This window comes from Nocardioides bruguierae (assembly GCF_023554635.1).
Taxonomy (GTDB): domain Bacteria; phylum Actinomycetota; class Actinomycetes; order Propionibacteriales; family Nocardioidaceae; genus Nocardioides; species Nocardioides bruguierae.
This window is the reverse complement of sequence record NZ_JAMJPH010000004.1, coordinates 1-19,516: the sequence shown is the minus strand read 5'-3', so window position 1 is coordinate 19,516 and position 19,516 is coordinate 1. Positions and strand designations below refer to the sequence as shown.

At 74.0% G+C, this 19,516-nt stretch carries 15 protein-coding genes and 2 tRNA genes; 14 read left to right on the top strand and 3 right to left on the bottom strand.

Features of this window, described 5'->3' with window-relative positions; genetic code table 11:
- Positions 1 to 8 precede the first annotated feature (8 nt).
- Positions 9 to 680, bottom strand: coding sequence for an inositol monophosphatase family protein (locus tag M8316_RS04495; RefSeq protein WP_250052393.1), 672 nt, complete (start codon positions 678 to 680; stop codon positions 9 to 11).
- 83 nt (positions 681 to 763) lie between these two features.
- Here M8316_RS04495 and dusB point away from each other — a divergent pair, with 83 nt between their 5' ends.
- The 12 genes from dusB to M8316_RS04435 all read left to right on the top strand — a co-directional run bounded on the left by dusB (position 764) and on the right by M8316_RS04435 (position 12,484).
- On the top strand, positions 764 to 1,915 hold the full coding sequence (gene dusB / locus M8316_RS04490) for a tRNA dihydrouridine synthase DusB (RefSeq protein ID WP_250052392.1): 1,152 nt from the start codon (positions 764 to 766) through the stop codon (positions 1,913 to 1,915).
- A gap of 369 nt (positions 1,916 to 2,284) precedes the next feature.
- Positions 2,285 to 3,151, top strand: coding sequence for a VldE C-terminal domain-containing protein (locus M8316_RS04485; protein WP_250052391.1), 867 nt, complete (start codon positions 2,285 to 2,287; stop codon positions 3,149 to 3,151).
- Positions 3,152 to 3,234: 83 nt separating this feature from the next.
- Complete coding sequence (locus tag M8316_RS04480; protein ID WP_250052390.1) at positions 3,235 to 4,518, top strand: deoxyguanosinetriphosphate triphosphohydrolase; 1,284 nt, start codon at positions 3,235 to 3,237, stop codon at positions 4,516 to 4,518.
- 151 nt (positions 4,519 to 4,669) lie between these two features.
- Complete coding sequence (locus M8316_RS04475) at positions 4,670 to 5,599, top strand: 2-hydroxyacid dehydrogenase (protein ID WP_250052389.1); 930 nt, start codon at positions 4,670 to 4,672, stop codon at positions 5,597 to 5,599.
- Positions 5,600 to 5,676: 77 nt separating this feature from the next.
- A complete protein-coding gene (dnaG, locus tag M8316_RS04470; RefSeq protein ID WP_250052387.1) occupies positions 5,677 to 7,572 on the top strand; it encodes a DNA primase in 1,896 nt (631 codons plus the stop codon).
- Between the two features lie 54 nt (positions 7,573 to 7,626).
- Positions 7,627 to 8,124 (top strand): hypothetical protein, encoded by a 498-nt coding sequence (locus M8316_RS04465; RefSeq protein ID WP_250052385.1) that lies wholly within the window; start codon positions 7,627 to 7,629, stop codon positions 8,122 to 8,124.
- 87 nt (positions 8,125 to 8,211) lie between these two features.
- Positions 8,212 to 8,287: transfer RNA gene (locus M8316_RS04460), tRNA-Asn, on the top strand.
- A gap of 76 nt (positions 8,288 to 8,363) precedes the next feature.
- Entirely contained in the window at positions 8,364 to 9,065 is a 702-nt protein-coding gene (locus M8316_RS04455; RefSeq protein WP_250052383.1) for a PIG-L deacetylase family protein, read from the top strand.
- 108 nt (positions 9,066 to 9,173) lie between these two features.
- On the top strand, positions 9,174 to 10,295 hold the full coding sequence (locus M8316_RS04450; RefSeq protein ID WP_250052382.1) for a M14 family zinc carboxypeptidase: 1,122 nt from the start codon (positions 9,174 to 9,176) through the stop codon (positions 10,293 to 10,295).
- A gap of 104 nt (positions 10,296 to 10,399) precedes the next feature.
- Positions 10,400 to 10,473 (top strand) — tRNA-Ile (locus tag M8316_RS04445).
- A gap of 240 nt (positions 10,474 to 10,713) precedes the next feature.
- The gene (locus M8316_RS04440; RefSeq protein WP_250052381.1) at positions 10,714 to 11,814 is read left to right on the top strand and encodes an NAD(P)-dependent alcohol dehydrogenase; all 1,101 of its coding nucleotides are present in this window, start codon (positions 10,714 to 10,716) and stop codon (positions 11,812 to 11,814) included.
- Between the two features lie 79 nt (positions 11,815 to 11,893).
- Complete coding sequence (locus tag M8316_RS04435; RefSeq protein ID WP_250052380.1) at positions 11,894 to 12,484, top strand: TetR/AcrR family transcriptional regulator; 591 nt, start codon at positions 11,894 to 11,896, stop codon at positions 12,482 to 12,484.
- 19 nt (positions 12,485 to 12,503) lie between these two features.
- On the opposite strand, the gene M8316_RS04430 is transcribed toward M8316_RS04435, so the two are convergent.
- Together M8316_RS04430 and M8316_RS04425 are read right to left on the bottom strand one after the other, a co-directional pair.
- Positions 12,504 to 13,025, bottom strand: a complete 522-nt coding sequence (locus M8316_RS04430) for a hypothetical protein (RefSeq protein ID WP_250052379.1) — start codon at positions 13,023 to 13,025, stop codon at positions 12,504 to 12,506.
- Positions 13,026 to 13,166: 141 nt separating this feature from the next.
- Positions 13,167 to 16,514 carry a response regulator gene (locus tag M8316_RS04425; RefSeq protein ID WP_250052378.1) on the bottom strand — a complete coding sequence of 1,116 codons (3,348 nt, stop codon included), beginning with the start codon at positions 16,512 to 16,514 and terminating at the stop codon, positions 13,167 to 13,169.
- A gap of 313 nt (positions 16,515 to 16,827) precedes the next feature.
- Between M8316_RS04425 and tyrS the strand changes: the two genes are divergently transcribed.
- Entirely contained in the window at positions 16,828 to 18,099 is a 1,272-nt protein-coding gene (tyrS, locus tag M8316_RS04420; protein ID WP_250052377.1) for a tyrosine--tRNA ligase, read from the top strand.
- 1 nt (position 18,100) lies between these two features.
- Complete coding sequence (locus tag M8316_RS04415) at positions 18,101 to 19,129, top strand: alpha-hydroxy acid oxidase (protein ID WP_250052376.1); 1,029 nt, start codon at positions 18,101 to 18,103, stop codon at positions 19,127 to 19,129.
- Positions 19,130 to 19,516 lie beyond the last annotated feature (387 nt).

Genomic DNA, 19,516 nt, shown 5'->3' with positions numbered 1-19,516 from the left:
CCGACCGCTCACGGCCGGTGCGCGACCAGCAGCCGACCTGTCCAGGTGCCGGGGGAGTAGGCCCGCCCGGTGGGCGAGCCCACGCGTCCGCCCGCCTCGGTGAGCAGCAGCGACCCGGGGGCGTGGTCCCACGGCTTGGTCTTGGGGAAGATCCCGACGCGCGCCTCGCCGGTGGCCAGCCGCGGGTAGTCGATGCCGCAGGCGGTGGCCGTGACCGGGCGCGTGGCCCCGGTGGACGACGGCCGCAGCCGCTCCCCGTCGGCGAACGCGCCCGCGCCCCGCTCGGCCACGAAGGCCCGGCGGTGCTGCGGCTGCCAGATCCAGGAGCGCACCACCTCGCCGGCGCGGAGCTCCGCCAGCATCACGGCGTGGTCGGGGGACCCGGCCACGAAGTGCCGCGTCCCGTCGACGGGGTCGACCGTGAACGCGCGCGGCGCGCTGATCCCGGCCAGCACGCCGGGGTCGGCCGCCACTGCCTCCTCGCCGACCACGACGGCGTCCGGGAAGGCGCCGCGCAGGCGCGCGGTGATCACCTGCTCGGCCTCGCGGTCGGCGACCGTGACCAGGTCGAAGCGGTGCGCCTTGCTGGCGACGTCCGCGGCCTCGAGGTGGCCGAAGCGGGGCGTGATCACCTCCGCGGCGACATCCTGGAGCATCCGGAGCACGGCGTCGCTGTCCACGCGCCTCACTCTAGGGACGCCGCCGTCCCGGATCGTCAGAGGGCGATTCGCGCGGCGCCCGCCGCGGGCGGATCATGGAGGCCATGTCCGCCGCCACCACCGCGCCCCACCCCGGCCTGAGCCTGGGGAACCTGCACGTCGACGCACCCGTGGTGCTGGCGCCGATGGCCGGCATCACCAACGCGGCCTACCGCCGCCTGTGCGCGGAGCAGGGCGCGGGCCTGTACGTCTGCGAGATGATCACCAGCCGCGGGCTGGTCGAGGGCGACCAGCACACGCAGGACATGCTCGTCTTCGACGAGCTGGAGACGACCCGCTCGGTGCAGCTGTACGGCACCGACCCGTACTACGTGGGTCGCGCGGTGCAGATCCTGTGCGAGGAGCACGGCGTCGCCCACGTCGACCTCAACTTCGGGTGCCCCGTGCCCAAGGTGACGCGCAAGGGCGGCGGTGGCGCGCTGCCGTGGAAGCGCGGGCTGCTGCGCGAGATCCTCGAGCAGGCCGTGAAGGCGGCCGAGCCGTTCGGCGTGCCGGTCACGATGAAGACCCGCAAGGGCCTGGACGACGACCACCTGACGTTCCTGGACGCCGGCCGGATCGCTGCGGAGACCGGCGCCGCGGCCATCGCGCTGCACGGCCGCACGGTGGCCCAGGCGTACTCCGGCCAGGCGGACTGGGAGTCCATCGCCGCGCTCGTCGACGCCGTCGACATCCCTGTGCTGGGCAACGGCGACATCTGGGAGGCCGCCGACGCGCTGCGGATGGTCGAGCAGACCGGCGTGGCCGGTGTCGTCGTCGGCCGCGGCTGCCTGGGGCGTCCCTGGCTGTTCCGCGACCTGGCCGCCGCGTTCGCCGGCGAGGAGGTCGCCACCCTGCCCACGCTCGGTGAGGTCGCGGGCATGATGCGTCGGCACGCCGAGCTGCTGTGCCAGCACATGGGGGAGGAGCGCGGCTGCAAGGAGTTCCGCAAGCACGTCTCCTGGTACCTCAAGGGCTTCGCCGCCGGTGGTGAGCTCCGCAAGGCGCTGGCGCTGGTCGTCACGCTCGAGGACGTCGACCGCCTGCTCGCCGAGCTCGACCCGACCGAGCCGTTCCCCGTCTCCGAGCTGGGCACCCCGCGCGGGCGCCAGGGCTCGCCCCGCTCGAAGGTGGTGCTGCCCGAGGGGTGGCTCGACGACACCGACGGTGCCGGGTGCGCGATCACCGAGGACGCGGGCGCGCCCACCGGCGGTTGAGTCGCTGCTGGCGTCCCGCCCGCCGCGGTCGGCGGTTCTGCCGCACGTTCATCAGGAATGGGCAGATGATGGGCCCGATTGCCGATTCAAGTACCAGATGTGCTTGGCTACCGGACCCAGAGCCACCAGTCCTGCTGGTGCTGCACGACCACGAGCCCCGATCACGAAGGCCCTGAACCCCACGTGAACCGAGACGCAGCGACCCGAGACGCGGTCACCCGAGACAAGGGAGGCCACGCGGCGCGCCCCGCGCGACGCCCCCGGCCCTCCTTCGCGACCCTCGTCGCGGCCCCCGTCGCCCTCCTGGCGACCAGCGGTGCCGTGGCCGTGGGTGTCGCCGCGGGCAGCGGTCAGGTCGACGAGGCCACCGTGACGGCGACGTCCGTCTCCTACACCCTGGACGACGGGCTGTCCCTGCCCGGCGAGGCAGCGGTCGACACCGCGCCCCCGGCCGTCACCACCTCGCGCGACGTGCTCAGCCGCAGCCTGGACCGCACCGCTCCCCGCACCACGCCGGCCGAGCAGCGGGCCGCCCGCGCGGCGGCCCGGCGCGCCGCCCTGACGCCCGCCGAGCGCACGCTGCAGCGGGTGCTCTCCGACCGGGCCGTCCGTCGGGCCGTGGCCGCGGCGGACACCCGGCTGTGGGCCACCGCGCCGCTCAACCTCTGGCGCACCCCGGCCGCCGACAGCAAGCAGGCCGGCCTGCTCGACGAGGGCCAGAAGGTCCTCGTGACCGGGCGGTCCCTGCGTGGCCGCGAGGAGGTCGTCGTCGGCGGCACCGCTCGCTGGGTGACGGCCGGCTACCTCTCGGACGAGGACCCGACCGAGGTCGAGGAGACCGAGGACGCCACGGCGGGCTCCGGCACCACCGCCGCCCGCGGCACCGGCGGCACCTGCACCAACGGCTCTTCGGTGCCCTCCGGCGTGAGCGCGGGCGTCGTCGCCACGCACGAGGCCGTGTGCGCGCGCTGGCCCGAGATCACCTCCTACGGCACGTTCCGCAGCGACGGCGAGCACAGCCAGGGCCTCGCGATCGACGTCATGGTCTCCGGCGACCTGGGCTGGGACGTGGCGGACTACCTGCGCGCCAACTACTCCGCGCTCGACATCGAGTACCTGATCTACGCCCAGCACATCTGGTCGGTGGAGCGGGCGAGCGAGGGCTGGCGGCCGATGGAGGACCGCGGCTCCGCCACCGCGAACCACTACGACCACGTGCACGTCACCACGTACTGAGCGCGCCGGGTCGGCAGGTCCCGCGAGCGCCGTGCTCGGCACCGCCGCGCGACCGGTCGGTGCCGGGCCCTAGAGTGCCCGCGATGGACGCCGACGACCTCTACGACGCCGCCGCGGCGGAACGTCTCGTGCCCGAGCCGCCCAAGCGGGTGGACGCCCCCGAGCGGACCCCGTTCGAGCGCGACCGCGCGCGCGTCGTGCACGCCGCGTCCTCGCGCCGCCTGGCGGCCAAGACGCAGGTGGTGGGCCCCAGCAGCGACGACTTCGTCCGCAACCGGCTCACGCACTCCCTCGAGGTCGCCCAGGTCGCACGGGACCTCTCCCGGGCGCTGGGCTCGCAGCCCGACATCGCCGAGACGGCCGCGCTGGCCCACGACCTCGGCCACCCGCCCTTCGGGCACAACGGCGAGCGGCTGCTCGCCACCGTCAGCGAGTCCTGCGGCGGGTTCGAGGGCAATGCCCAGACCCTGCGGCTGCTGACGCGGCTGGAGGCCAAGTCGGTCGACGCCGACGGCCGCTCGGTGGGGCTGAACCTCACTCGCGCCACCCTCGACGCCTGCACCAAGTACCCGTGGACGCGGGGCGAGGCCGAGCCGGCCGGTGGGGTGCACACCGACGGGACCCCTCGGGGCGTGGTGAAGTTCGGCGTCTACGACGACGACCTCCCCGTCTTCACCTGGTTGCGCCGCGGTGCGCCCACCGGGGAGGGGGCTCGCCGACGCTGCCTGGAGGCCCAGGTGATGGACCTCGCCGACGACGTCGCCTACTCCGTGCACGACGTGGAGGACGGGGTGGTGGCCGGCAAGATCGACCTCACCCGGCTCGACGTGGCCGCGCTGGGCGAGACGGTGCGCACCTGGTACGTGCCCGACGCCGACGCCGACGACGCGACGCTGGCCGACGTGCTCGCCGACCTGCGGGCGGTCGGGTCCTGGCCGGGCCGCGCGCACGACGGCAGCCGGGCCGCCCTCGCGGCGCTGAAGAACCTCACCAGCGACCTCATCGGTCGGTTCTGCGGGGACGTGCAGACCGCCACGTCCGCCGCTGCTGACGGCCCGTTCGTCCGCTACGCCACCGACCTCGTCGTGCCTCGCCGCACGCTGCTCGAGATCAGCCTGCTCAAGGGCGTGGCCGCCCACTACGTCATGCAGACCGACGAGCGCCTGGCCCTGCTGGAGCGCCAGCGCGAGCTGCTCGCCGAGCTGGTGACCGTGCTGTGCGAGCGGGGCCCGGAGGCGCTCGACCGCCCGTTCGCCGACGACTGGCGCGACGCGGCGGACGACGCCGGGCGGCTGCGCGTGGTGGTCGACCAGGTCGCCAGCCTCACCGACGCCTCCGCCGTCGCCTGGCACCAGCGCCTCTGCTGACACCTGCCCGCGCCGGTGGTCGAGGAAGGCCGAGGCCTGACCTCCGATGGTCGAGGAAGGACGAAGTCCTGTCGCGAGACCGGAGGGACCCACGTCCGCCCACCGTCCGGGCGGGTGATCGCCTCGACAGCCGTCGGACTAGGTTCGAGCCATGAGCGATCCCCTCGTCTGGCTGCCGTTCGACCCCGCCGACCTCGGTGAGGGCCTGCCCACGAACCTGCGCTACGAGCACGTGGACCCGCGCGAGCAGGTGCCGGCCTCGGTCTCGGAGGTCGCCTACTTCGTCGCGCCCTACGGGATGAGCCCCGAGGTGGCCGAGGCGGTCCCGCAGATGAGCAGCCTCCAGGTGCTCCAGGTGCTCTCCGCCGGCGTCGACAACGTGCGCGGCGTGGTGCCCGACGGCGTGACCCTGTGCAACGGCCGCGGCATCCACGACACCTCGACCGCCGAGCTGACCCTCACCCTGACCCTGGCGGCGATGAACGGCGTGCCCGCGATGGTGCGCGACCAGCAGGCGTCCCGCTGGACGACGCCCTGGCGCACCGCCCTGGCCGACCGGAAGGTCGTGCTGGTGGGCTACGGGTCCATCGGCTCGGCCATCGAGGCCAGGTTCGCCCCGTTCGAGGTCGAGGTCGTGCGGGTGGCGCGCACCGCCCGCGACACGGACGCCGGCCACGTCCACGCCTTCACCGAGCTGGGCGACCTGGTCGCCGACGCCGACGTCGTCGTCCTCATCTGCCCGCTCACCGACGAGACGCGCGGGCTGGTCGACGCCGACCTGCTCGCCCGGATGCCCGACGGCGCGCTCCTGGTCAACATGGCCCGCGGCCCGGTGGTGGACACCTCGGCCCTCGTCGCCGAGCTCCGCTCCGGCCGCCTGCGTGCCGCCGTCGACGTGCTCCCCGAGGAGCCGCTGCCCGCCGACAGCGAGCTGTGGGCGCTGGAGAACCTGCTCATCTCCCCGCACGTGGGTGGCGCGAGCACGGCGATGTGGCCCCGGGCCCACCGGCTCGTGCGCTCGCAGCTGGAGAAGTTCGCCGCCGGGCAGCCGCTGGACAACGTCATGGACGGTGCCTACTGAGCCCCCGGACGAGCGGGTCTCCACAGGGGTCCCGGGCGGGCTGCACGCGGCGCCCGGGGCGCCCGTAGGATCGCGTCGTGGCCGGCCGGATTCGCGAGACGAGCATCGCCGCGGTGCGCGACAAGGTCCGCATCGACGACGTCGTCAGCCAGTACGTCACGCTCAAGCGCGCCGGCGGTGGCTCTCTCAAGGGGCTGTGCCCGTTCCACGACGAGAAGTCGCCGTCGTTCAACGTCAACCCCGGCCGTGGGTTCTTCCACTGCTTCGGGTGCGGCGAGGGCGGGGACGCCATCTCGTTCCTGATGAAGATCGACGCCCTCTCCTTCGCGGAGGCCGTCGAGCGGCTCGCCGAGAAGGTGAGCATCCCGCTGGAGCGGGAGGACGGCGACGGCGCCCCGGAGCGCCCCAAGGGCCCGCAGCGCAGTCGGCTGCTCGAGGCCCACCGCGTCGCGCAGGAGTGGTACGCCGACCAGCTGATGGCCCCCGGCTCGGACGCGGTGGTCGCCCGTCGGTTCCTCGCCGAGCGCGGCTTCGACCAGGCGTCCGCGGAGCACTTCGGCCTCGGCTACGCCCCGCGCGGGGGCGAGGACCTCTACCGGCACCTGCGCCAGAAGGGCTTCTCCATCGAGGAGATGACGGTCGGGGGCCTGGTGGCCGTCGGTCGCTCGCCCTACGACAAGTTCCGGGGCCGCCTGCTGTGGCCGATCCGCGAGCCCGGGGGCGACACCATCGGCTTCGGCGCCCGACGTCTGCACGACGACGACCGGATCGAGGCCAAGTACCTCAACACCGCCGAGACACCGATCTACAAGAAGTCCCAGGTGCTCTACGGGATCGACCTGGCCCGCCGCGACATCGGCAGGTCCAGCCAGGCGGTCATCGTCGAGGGCTACACCGACGTGATGGCCTGCCACCTCGCCGGCATCACCACCGCCGTGGCCACCTGCGGCACCGCGTTCGGTGACGACCACGCCCGCGTCCTGCGGCGCTTCCTGGCCGACCACGAGGAGTTCCGCGGCGAGGTCATCTTCACCTTCGACGGCGACGCCGCCGGCCAGAAGGCCGCCCTGCGGGCCTTCGAGGGAGACCAGAACTTCGTCTCCCAGACCTACGTCGCGGTCGAGCCCACCGGCAAGGACCCCTGCGACCTCCGGATGGCGGAGGGCGACGGCGCGGTCCGCGAGCTGGTCGCCAAGCGCATCCCGCTGTACCGGTTCGTGCTCACCAACATCCTCGAGCAGTACGACCTCGACCGGGCCGACGGCCGGGTCGACGCGCTGCGCGAGGCCGCGCGGCTGGTCTCCAGCGTCCGGGACAAGGCCAAGGTGGACGCCTTCGCCCGCGAGCTCGCGCAGATGATCGGCATCGACCCGGACGAGGCGCGCGCCGAGGTCCGTCGGGCCGCCGCCCGTGGGCCCCAGCCCTCGCGGGACGCCCGCCGCCGCAACCCGCGCGAGGAGGCCCCGGAGCCGCCGCGACGCCCGACCGGCCCGGACCCGCGCGACCCGCGGTTCTCCCTCGAGCGGGAGACCCTCAAGATCCTGCTGCAGCACCCCATGGTCGTCGGTCGCACGACCGGCGAGCTGGGCCCCGAGGACTTCACCCACCCGCTGTACCGCGGGCTGTGGGAGGTCATGGCCGGCCTGGGCGGCCCGCTGGCCGGCTCGACCGACGAGCACTGGGCCTCCCACGTCGGGCAGGCGGCGGGCAGCCCCGAGGCCGTGGCCCTGGTGGCCGCGCTCTCCGTGGAGCCGCTGCCCATCGCCCGCGAGCCCGACGGGCCCTACCTCGCCCAGCACGCCCTGCGCCTGCTCGAGCTCACCGCGGCCCGCCGCATCGCCGACGTGAAGTCGAAGCTGCAGCGCACCAACCCGGTGGAGAACGTCGAGGAGTACAACCGGATGTTCGGCGAGCTCGCCGCCCTGGAGCAGCACCGACGCAGCCTGCGCGACCGGCTCGCCGCCGCGCTCTGAGCCGCACCGCCGCGACGGCGGCGCCCACCCGACGCCTGTGAGAGGAGACCAGCGATGTTCGGCAGCAGGAGGATCGTCGGCCCGCGGGTGCGCGGCGAGCAGCCGCTGGTGTCGGCGACGACGCAGGAGGGCGACGTGCTCGTCGGCACCCGCGCCGCGCTGCACGCCGGCCGGCCCGGAGGCACGCCGACGGTGACGGTCGGCTGGGAGCGGGTGCAGGCGGCCGAGTGGGACGCCGAGTCCGGCCTGCTCACGGTCTCCGAGGTGGGGGAGTGGGGCGCGGACCGTCCGGTGCACCGCTGGCACCCGGAGGACCCCGACACGTTCCTGCGCCTCGTCCGCGAGCGCGTCACCGCCACCGTCGTCGTGCAGCGGCACCGGGCCGTGCTCGGCGAGGCCGGCGTCCGCGTGGTCGTCCGACGCGCCCCGACCGGTGATCGCGCGCTCTCCTGGTTCTACGAGTTCGACGAAGGGGTCGACCCCACCGATCCCCGGGTCGCCGAGGTGGCGCGAGGCCTCCTGGCCGAGGCCAAGGGGCTCGTCGGGGCCTGATCGCCAGGGCCGCCGAGGGCCGCCGGACCCGCGATTTCATCCGCGCGCAGCGGCGTTGTTACAGTGTGCGGGCGCCGCAAGGAGCGATCCCCTGTAGCTCAATTGGCAGAGCATTCGGCTGTTAACCGGAGGGTTGCTGGTTCGAGTCCAGCCGGGGGAGCCACCTCAGAGCCGCCGACCACCAGGTCGGCGGCTCTGGTGCTTTTCCGCCCTCCCCGCGACCCGGCACCATGTCCCCCGTGTCCTCCCCGCAGCGCGTCGTCGCCGTGCTCGCGCACCCGGACGACGAGGCCCTGGCGGTGGGCGGGATGCTGGCCCGGCACGCCGCCGCGGGGGACGACGTCACGGTCGTGACCGCGACGTGGGCGCCGGGCACGGTGCGTGCCCGCGAGCTGGCGTGCGCCGTGGCCGCGCTGGGCGTGCGACGCCCGCCGGTGCTGCTCGGGTGGGCCGACGCCCGGGTGCCGGAGTCGGCGCCGGCCGCACCCCGGCTCCTCGACGTGGGCCTCCACCAGGCGGGGGAGACCCTTGCGCCCCTGCTGCGCGCGACGGCCCCGACCCGGGTGCTCACCCATGACGCGCTGGGCAACGTCACCGGGCACCCCGACCACGTGCGCACCCACGAGGTGACGCTGGCCGCGGTGGTGGCCGCGGGCCTCACCTCCACCGAGGTCCTGCTCGCCACGCACCCGCACGGTGCCGCCGCGTCGTTGCGGACCCTGCTGGGGGAGCGACGGAGCCGGCACACCGTGCCGGACGCCGACGTCGCGCTCGCCCTGGACGTCCGACCGTGGCTGTCGGCGAAGGTGGCCGCCGTCCTCGCGCACCGCAGCGAGGTCGAGCGGGGCGGGGCCCCCGGCGTCGTGGCCGCCCTCGACCCCGAGCAGCGATCAGCGGCCCTCGGCACCGAGTGGTACTCCCGCGCCCGTCCCGGACGCTGAGAACCTCGCCCTCCCCGGTTTGCGGGACGTCGACGCGGGGCAGGCAGGGGCACCACGGCCACCCGTCCGGGTGGCCGTCCACCTCAGCACCCCCACGACGGAGGACGCATGATCTCGGCATGCCCCACGCCCACCAGCCCCACATCCACCAGCCCCGCATCCACCAGCCCCACACCCACGCGCGGCTCCACCCGCTCGGCCGTCGGCGCGCCCCGGCGGCGTCTCGGCCTGCTGGCCGCGGCGGCCGTGCTCGCGGCGCCCCTGACCGCCTCGGTGGCACCCGCGGCGGCCGACCCCGTCCCCGGCGGGCCCTGGAACTGCGGTGAGGCCGTCCCGCTGTCCGGCCTGCTCTCCAACGAGGAGCTCCAGCAGCGGCTGACCTCCCTGGCCGAGCGCCGGGACGCCCTCGACCTCGACGTCGTGGGGGAGTCCCTCGACGGGCGGCCGCTCTACTCGGCCGTCGTCGGCGACGGCCCGCGCACCCTGGCGATCCTGACCCAGCAGCACGGCGACGAGCCCATGGGCACGGAGGCGGTCGTCGCCTTCCTCCGCGAGATCAGTGCCGACACCCCGCAGGCCGCCGCCCTGCGCGAGGCCGTCACCGTCGTCGTGGTGCCGCGCATCAACCCCGACGGCTTCGAGCGCTACACGGACGAGGACTTCCGCGACGGCATCGACCCCCGGCGCAACTCCGCCGACCTCGACCTGAACCGGCTCTGGGGCCCGGACGCCGACCCCGACCCGGCCACCGCACCCGAGGTCGCGGCGGTCGAGGCCGTGCTGGCCGAGCACCAGCCCGACCTGGTGGTCGACTACCACCACCAGGTGACGTACCGGACCGACGAGGGGGACATGGCCACCATGTCGGTGCTGTGGTCGACGCACCCCGACGTGGACCCGGCCGTGGCCGCGGACGGACGTCGCGCCGCGGCCGTGGTGGGCGCGGCCCTGGAGCGCGACGGCCACGCCACCGTGACCCGCTACCCGGAGTCGGACACGTCCACCACGGCCCGCAACGGTCTCGGCCTGGACGGCTACCCGGCGCTCCTCATCGAGCAGCGGGGCCAGCAGGAGGCGGGACAGAAGAGCCAGGGTGCGCTGGTGCGCGAGGCACTGACGAGCATGCAGGGCCTCACCGAGGCGCTGGCCGACGGCTCCTTCGACGCCACCGACCCGGCTGCCGCAGACGCCCTGCCCGCCCGCGGTGAGCGGGTCGACAGCTGCGAGTGACCCCACCTCGCGCAGCGGTCCGTGCGCGCTCGCCCCGGTGGGCGCGCACGGGCCGAGCCCGGGTACGCTCCCGGCGCACCCGGGGCGCTGCGCCCCCGGTGCTCGGGGCGTTAGCTCAGTCGGTCAGAGCAGAGGACTCATAATCCTTGGGTCGTGGGTTCGAGCCCCACACGCCCTACAGGGCCCGCCGGATCACGGCGGGCCCTGAGTCATGTCGGGGCCACTTCGGGGTCTTTTCCGGGCCTCGCGCGCACGTGGGCGAGACCACGTTCTCCGACATGTGTTGATGTCAAGATATCGGGCATGATTCTCGACGGGTGTCGAGAAGTCCCGGTCTACCCCGACTCGCCGATCCCGGCACCCGCTCACGTCACGGCCGCCCGTGCGGCCGTGCCCGATCACCCTGGAAGGGGTACGCATGACCACCGCCAAGGCCGCCGTCCTGTCCGGCACCGACGCCGCGTTCGAGTTCGCCGACATCGAGGTCCGCGACATCCGGGCCGACGAGATCCTCGTGAAGATCACGGCCACCGGCCTCTGCCACACCGACCTGTCGGTCCAGCACGGTCACATCCCGTCCCCGTTCCCGATCGTGCTGGGGCACGAGGGCGCCGGCACCGTCGAGCAGGTCGGTTCCGCCGTCACCGAGTTCGCCGTGGGCGACAAGGTCGCGGCGTCGTTCGACTCCTGCGGCCACTGCGCCAACTGCGACGAGGGCAAGAACGCCTACTGCCTGAACTTCTGGCCCTACAACTTCGGTGGTGCCCGCCCCGACGGCTCCACCGCCTTGGCGGACGCCGAGGGCAACGACCTGCACAGCAACTTCTTCGGCCAGTCCTCCTTCGCCACGTACGCGGTGATCTCCCCGCGCAACGCCGTGAAGGTGCCCGACGACGTGCCGCTGGAGCTCACCGGCCCGCTCGGCTGCGGCATCCAGACCGGTGCCGGCACCGTGCTCAACAGCCTCGGTGTGCGAGCCGGCGAGTCGATCGTCGTCGCGGGCACCGGCGCCGTCGGTCTCTCCGCAATCATGGCCGCCAAGGCCGCCGGCGCCACGACCATCGTCGCCGTCGACGTGCTCGACGAGCGGCTGCAGTTCGCCGCCAAGCTCGGCGCCACGCACACGGTCAACGGCAAGGCCGACGACGTCGCCGACCAGATCAAGGCCGCCACCGGTGGCCTCGGCGCCAAGTACGCGGTCGACACCACCGCCGTCCCGGCCGTCATCGAGAACCTCGTCGCCGGCACCCAGTTCGGCGCCACCATCGCCGCCATCGGCGTGACGAAGCCGGGCGCGACCATCCCGCTGGGCCTCTTCTCCGGCGCGGGCAAGTCCCTCGTGGGCGCCATCGAGGGCGACGCGGTGCCGCAGACCTTCATCCCCCGGCTGCTCGACCTCTACCGGGCCGGCCAGTTCCCGTTCGACCAGCTCATCACGACCTACCCCTTCACCGAGATGGACACGGCGATCAAGGCCACCCAGACCGGCGAGGCCGTGAAGGCCGTCCTGGTCTGGTGAACGCCTCGTCGCTCCCCGCACGGGGCGCGCTCCCGGCCGGCCTGGCCAGGTGAGCGACCCGCGCGAGAGGATGTCGCCCGTGACGTACCGCGCCACGGGCGACCCGCGCAGCGCCCGCACCGTCGCCGCCCTGCGGCGGGGGTTGCGGGCGCTGCTCGCGGAGCGCCCCCTCGACGACATCACGGTCTCGGACCTGTGCCGGGCCGCCGACGTCCGCCGCACGACCTTCTACACCCACGTCGCCAGCCCCGCGGCGCTGCTCACCGACATGCTGGTGGGCGGCGTCGACGCCACCCTCGGCGTGGACGACGGCGAGCAGCTCGACCTCGAGGCCCTGAGCCGGCGCCTGCGCGACAACCTGGTCGACACCTTCGAGCTGGTCGCGCGAGAGCGGACGCTCTTCCGCGCGGGGCTCGACTCCGACGCGTCCGCACCGCTGAGGCGTGCGCTGCTGGCCATGTGGACGCTGAGGATGCAGTACGCCATGGACCTCATGTCCCGGGCCGGGCTCGCCGTGGACGACCAGGCCTGGGCCGCCGTCCCGTTCGGGGCCGGCGGGCTGTCCACCGCCCTCGAGGCGTGGGCGCACTCCGACGACGAGGACTCCGTGGCCTGGGCCGCGGCGGTCTACGCGCAGATGCCGCCCTGGTGGCCCCGGCCGGCGGACTGACCCACGCGGCGGGGCGCGCTCAGCGGCAGCGCGCGACGGTGACGGCCTGCGCGAAGACCTCGACGCTGCCCGCGGCACCGGGCGCGGTCTCCTCGCCGCTGGAGTCCAGCTGCAGCGTGGCGCCCCCGGCCAGGTGGATCGTCCACGTGCCGCGCATCGGGGCGGTCCCGTCGTGGGCCTCGTCGAGCTCGGGCACGGAGAAGTGCACGGCGCGCACCGTGTCGAGCGGGTTCCACGTCGCCCGCACCCGGGCACCGAACGGCACCTGCTCGTCCTCGAACGACCACGGCTCGCGGGCCTCCGCGTGCACCTCGACCAGGCCGCCGGCCACCAGTGCCGCCAGCAGCCACTCGGTGCCCTCCTGGTCGCGCACGGCCACGCACTGCTGCGGGCGGTGCCCGAACGCCAGCAGCGCCTGGATGGCCTGCCGCGGCGCCGTCGTCCCGCGGTCCACGAGCAGCCGCGGCAGGTCGCCGAAGTGGCCGGCCTCCTCGCGGGGGCTGCTGCCGAGGCGGGGCATGCGTTCGAGGCGGGGGCTCATGGCCGCTCCTGGTGGCTTCGACCCGGGGTGGGTGAGGGCAGGACGTCGGACGCCACCGCAGCGGGCGGCGTCACTGCGTCCATCGGCAGGAGACCGGCCGGTCTGAGGCCCGGGCTGGTCCAGGCCCGGGCTGCTCCGTGCTCAGCCTCCGGTGCTGAAGGTGGCCGCGTAGGCGTCGAGCGCGGCCCGGGCCTGCACGAGGGCCTGCTCGGCGGTGTCGATGAGCGGCGCGGCCCCGTGGGTCGTCCCGGTGTCGGCGAGCAGCTCGATCGTCTGGAGCGCCACGCCCGCCTCGCGGGCGCCCAGGTTGAGCGCGCCGCCCGCGAGCTTGTGCGCGTGCTGGCGCAGCCCCACGACGTCACCCTCCGCGGTGGCGGCCCGCAGCAGGTCCACGACCTCGAGGCTGTTGCGCGTGAAGTTGCCGATCGCGCGCTCGAGGTACGCCGTGGAGCCGGGGTCCAGGTCGCGCAGCGTCTCGAGCCGCGGGAGGTCGAGGCCGGCCAGCTCGGGCCGGGTCGCCAGCTCGGCGACGGTCGGGCCGTTCATCTCCTCCAGCGCGGTCTGGGGGGTGGACGTGTCCATCAGGGTGCCTCCGTGGGGGGTCGGGGACTCGGGGGAGCTCAGGGGGCCGGGAGCGGACGAGGAGCCCGCCGGTGTGCCGGACGGCGCCAGGCCTGCGCGGCCGGAGGCCAGGTCGGCCCGCGCCTGCTGGGCCGCGGGGCCGAGCCAGGTCTCGAGGGCCGCCGACAGCGAGGCGGGGTCGACCGGCTTGGTCAGGTAGTCGTCCATGCCCGCCTCGGCGCAGCGCTCGCGCTCGCCCTCGACGGCGGCGGCCGTCATCGCGATGATCGGGCAGCGGGGTCGTCCGCCCATCTCCTCGGCGTCGCGGATGCGGCGGGTTGCGCCGTAGCCGTCGAGCACCGGCATCTGCACGTCCATCAGGATCGCGTCCCAGCGCTCGGTCTCGGCGGCCAGGACGGCGGCCTGGCCGTCGTCCACGGTGCGGTGGCCGTAGCCGAGGTGCTCCAGCAGGCCCGCGGCGACCATCTGGTTCACCGGGTTGTCCTCCACGACGAGCACCCGGCGTCCGGCGCCCGGCCGGTCCGCGCGCGTCGCGCTGCTGCGGGTGGCGGTGCCCTCGGCACCGAGCTGGCTGGTGAGCGCGGAGCGCAGGACGTCGCTGAGCACCGGCTTGACGAGCAGGTCGTCCACGCCGGCGGCCTGGACCTCGGTGGTGGTCAGGTGCGTCACCGAGGTGAGCATCAGCAGGCGCACGTCCGCGTTCGCGGGGTCGTCGCGCAGCGACCGGGCCAGGGCGAGCCCGTCGCGACCAGGCATGGCCATGTCGAGCAGGACGGCGGCGTACGGCCGCCCCTCCTCGCGAGCCCGGTGCACGGCCTCCTCGGCACCGTCCGCGTCGACCGCGCCGTCCGGCTCGACGTCCCACCAGCGCAGCTGCTCGCCGACGATGAGCCGGTTGTGGTCGTGGTCGTCGACGACCAGCATCCGCAGGCCGCCCAGCAGGTCCCGCGCGGCGTCGTCGGCGCCGGCGGGCAGCGTCGTGCGGGCCTCACCGAGCAGCACGTTGAAGAAGAACTCCGAGCCGCCGGTCTCACGGGCGCGGAAGCCGATGGCGCCACCGTGGGCGGTGACGATCTCGCGGGAGATGGCCAGGCCCAGGCCGGTGCCGCCGAAGGTGCGGGTCGTCGAGGCGTCCGCCTGGGTGAAGGGGTCGAAGAGGCCCGTGGCGCGCTCGGGGTCCACCCCGATGCCGGTGTCGGTCACGCTGACGTGCAGCCGGTGGACGGCCGCGCCGTCGGGCGTGCGCCCCGGCACGGACGTGGCGCGCACGACGACCTCGCCCTCGGCCGTGAACTTCACGGCGTTGGAGACCAGGTTCGTCAGCACCTGCGCGAGCCGCGTGGGGTCGCCCGCGAGCACGCGCGGCACGTCGGGGGCGCACGAGAGGACCAGCTCGACCCCCTTGCCGCGGGCGGCCTCCCCGAGCACGCCGGCGACCTGGTCGAACACCGGCCGGACCTCGAAGTCGATGACCTCCAGCTCCAGGCGCCCCGCCTCGATCTTGGAGAAGTCCAGGATGTCGTTGATGACCCCGAGCAGCGCCCGGGAGGCGACCTGGACGCCGGTGGCCAGGCGCTGCTGGTCGGAGTCGAGGCGGGTGCGCAGGAGCAGGTCGTTGAGGCCGATGACGCCGTTGAGCGGCGTGCGGATCTCATGGCTCATGGTGGCCAGGAAGTCCGACTTCATGCGGGACGCCTCCATGGCGGCGTCGCGCGCCTCGGCCAGGTCGGCGACGACCTGCTCGCGCCAGGCCACGCGGGACATCTGCTCCGCGACGTGGTCCACGAGGCCCTCGACGAGGGTGGTGTCGACGACGGGTGCCGAGGCCTCGAGCACGACCACGGCGAGCACGTCGCCCCCGAGGGTGAGCGGGAAGCCGATGAGCGCGCCGGTCTCGTCCCAGCAGCGCTGCCCGCAGGCCGCGACCTGCCGGGCGAGGGGCGCGGTGAGCACGACGCGGGGGCCCGTGCTGTCGGCGGGCCAGGGGGAGACGCCGTCGTCGGTGACGACGAAGGCCTGCGCGCCCTCCCAGTCGGGCGGCATCTGGGTGACCGGCACGAGGTCGAGGAGGTCCTGCAGGGTCTCCGCCTGGTTGGCGGCGCTGGAGACGATGTACATGACGTCGTTCGTGGCGACCTGGGCACGCAGCGCCCCTTGAGCACGGATGGCCTCGGTGACGTCCTGCAGGGTGCCCCGCAGGGCGGTGATGGTGCCGTGCTCGTCGCGCACCGCCACGCCGCGGCCGCGGGTCCACTGGTACTCGCCGTCGACCTCGACGCGGGCGGTCTGGTCGAGGGGGGTGCCGTGCTCGACGAGGGCGGCCAGGCCGGCGGCCAGCTCCCCGCGGTCCGCCGGGTGGACGAGGGTGAGGAACCGCCCCGGCGTCCACGGGCCGTCGGAGCCGTCGAGGCCGTACATCTCGTCGAGCTGGTCGGAGCCGAGCATGTGGCCCGTCGCCACGTCCATCTCCCACGAGCCGACCCGGGCGATGCTCTGCGCCTCGGCCATCAGCCGCTGCGAGGCCGCCAGCTCGGCACCGACCGCGCGCCGGTCGGTGATGTCGGTGTAGGTGATGACCCAACCGCTGGGCGTGCCGTCCTCGTCGTGGGCCGCGCGCTCGCGGACCAGGCACCACAGCACGGTGCCGTCGGGGCGCTGGAGACGCACCTCCACGGCGTCCGCCTCGGCGCCGTCGGCCTTGCGCCGGAGCAGGTGCTCGGCGTACTGCGTTCGGCCGGCGGCGTCGAGCAGGTCCGTGACCGTACGCTCCGCGAGCCCGCCCGGGCCGACGCCCGCGAGCTGCTCCATGGCCGGGTTCGCGTAGACCGTGCGGTCCTCCAGGTCCACGACCCAGATGCCGTTGGGCGAGCGCTCGACCACGTCGCGGTACAGCCCCGCCAGCTCCATCCACGACCTCCCAGTCCCGTCACGACGCGCCACACCGCGCTCGACCCCGCTCGTCCCAGCGTGGTCGTCGTGCTCGCGAAGAATACGGCCGCGGGCGGGTGGGCGGAAAGGAAAACGCACAGGCCGGACGGGGTGAGGCCGGTCTGCGGCGCGCAGCAGGACCGGTCGGGGCGGCAACTGGCTTGCGGGTCGACACCGGGCATGAGGCAGGCTTGGGCCCGGCGTCGAGGACCGGCGCCGCGCCCGGTCGTGCGGCCGGGCGGCACCAGCACGGCCCGGCGGACGCCGGGCCCGGACGACGGAAGGGGCCGACGTGCCCATCGACCAGACCCTCCTCGACGACCTCGAGTGGCGCGGCCTCATCGCCCACTCGACGGACATCGACGCGCTGCGCGAGGCGCTGGCGTCGGGGAGCGTCCGGTACTACGTCGGCTTCGACCCCACCGCGCCCAGCCTGCACATGGGCAACCTGCTCCAGATCGTCACCGCCATGCGCCTCCAGCGGGCCGGTCACACGCCCTTCGTCCTCGTCGGCGGCGCCACCGGCATGATCGGCGACCCTCGCGACTCCGGCGAGCGCACCCTGAACTCGCACGACACCGTGCGCGAGTGGGAGGCGAAGGTCCGGGCCCAGATCGAGCCGTTCCTCGCCTTCGAGGGCGAGAACGCCGCCACGATGGTGAACAACCTCGACTGGACCCAGAACCTCTCGACCATCGACTTCCTGCGCGACATCGGCAAGCACTTCCCGGTCAACCGGATGCTGGCCCGCGAGACGGTCAAGCGTCGGCTCGAGGCCGGCGGCATCAGCTACACGGAGTTCTCCTACGTCCTGCTGCAGTCCATGGACTTCCTGAACCTGTTCCGCACGCACGGGGTCTCGCTGCAGTTCGGTGGGTCCGACCAGTGGGGCAACATCACCGGTGGTGCCGAGCTCATCCGCCGCGCCGAGTCCGGCACGGCCCACGCGTTCGCCACCCCGCTGATCACGAAGGCGGACGGCACCAAGTACGGCAAGACCGAGGGCGGTGCCCTCTGGCTCGACCCGACGATGCTCTCGCCCTACGCCTTCTTCCAGTTCTGGCTCAACGCCGAGGACGAGAAGGTCGGCGAGCTGCTGCGGGTCTTCACGTTCCTGGAGCACGCCGAGATCGAGGAGGTCGAGGCGCTCACGGCCGAGAAGCCGTTCCTGCGCACCGGCCAGAAGCGGCTCGCCGAGGAGATGACGACGCTGGTCCACGGTGCCGAGGAGACCGCCCGCATCCAGGCGGCGTCCGCGGCCCTCTTCGGCGGCGGTGACATGAGCGGGCTCTCGGGGGAGACCCTGGGGGCCGCGCTGCGCGAGGCCGGGTCGGTCCAGGTCGCTCGCGACGAGCTCACCAGCCTCGTCGACCTGTTCGTCACCGCCGGTCTGGTCGCGGGGCGCAACGAGGCCCGACGCGCGATCAAGGAGGGCGGCGCCTACCTGAACAACGTCCGCGTGAGCGACGGCGACGTCGTGCCGGGCGCCGAGGACCTGGTGGGCGGCTCCTGGTTGGTGCTGCGCAAGGGCAAGAAGAACTTCAAGGGCGTGGAGGTCGTCTGAGGTGACGTCCTGGCAGGAGCGGCTGCGGGCACGGGCGGGGGAGCGCACCCCGGCCGCGGTGTGGGACTACGTCGAGCACGGCTCGGGGCAGTCCCTCACCCGGGACGAGGCGGCCCCGGCGTGGTCGTCGCTGCGGCTGTGGCCGCGGGTCCTGCGCGACGTCACGGACGTCGACCTCACCGTCGACATGCTCGGCACCCCCGCCCTGCCGTGGGGCGTCGCCCCGACCTCGCTCCAGGTCGCCCTCCACCCCGAGGGCGACGTCGCGATGGCCCGCGCCACCGCCGGGGCCGGCGGGGTCATGGTCGTCAGCAGCAACACCGGCACGCCGTTCGAGGACATCGCGGCCACCGGGGTCACCTGGTGGCTCCAGGTGTACCTGCCGGCAGACCGCACCCTCGCGCTCCCCATGCTGCAGCGCGCCGTCGCGGCCGGGGCCTCGGCCGTCGTCCTCACCGTCGACACCCCCGTCGTCGCCTCGTGGGACGTGGCGGGGGACCTCGTCTGGGACGTCGTGCCCCCCGGCTCGGCGCGGGCCAACTTCCCCGCCGACCACGACTCCCAGCCCGGCTCGGAGAAGGCCACCGACCTCGGCCCGCAGGACGTGGACTGGCTCCTGCGCCGCACCGGCCTCCCCGTGGTCGCCAAGGGTGTCCTCCGACCGGACGACGCATTGCGCTGCCTCCAGGCGGGTGCCGCCGCGGTGTGGGTCTCCACCCACGGGGGACGTCAGCTGGACCGGGCGGTCGACACGGCCACCGCGGTACGCGCGGTGCGCGCCGCGGTGGGGGAGAGCGGCACGGTCTACGTGGACGGCGGCATCCGCTCGGGAACGGACGTCGTCACAGCGTTCGCGGCCGGCGCGGACGCCGTCTTCCTCGGCCGGCTGCCGCTGTACGGCCTGGTCGACGGCGCCGACGGCGTCGCGCAGATGCACCGGCGGCTCCGCGAGGAGACGACCGAGGTGCTCCGGCTCACAGGGAGCAGGACGCCCCCGGACGCTCGAGGACTGCTCGATCCGGGCCTCTGAGCGGCGGCCCGTACCGCGCTGACCTGCGACGACGGTGCGGACCCAGTGGGGGAGCGCATCCGATTTGGCATCGCACCGCCTGGCGTCTAGTGTTTCATCTGTCGCCAGGGAGCGGCGGGGAGCAAGGCCGGTCTGGTCGGGCTTCCGGCCCCGGGTTGATGGTGTTGGCGAAGACGTCGCCGGGCTCGGTTTGGGTCTGTGAGAACGCGTCGCTAGCGTGTTGGAAGTCCTTTCGGGCTCGTCGGGAGATGGGTCTGGTTGGTGCGTGTGATTCTTGAGAACTCAACAGTGTGTCATTGATAGTCGACGAATTAGTTTGTTTATGCCCCTCTCGTCGGCATGGCTGGGTTTTGGTCTGGTTGTGTTGGTGGGTGGGTTTCTTTGACG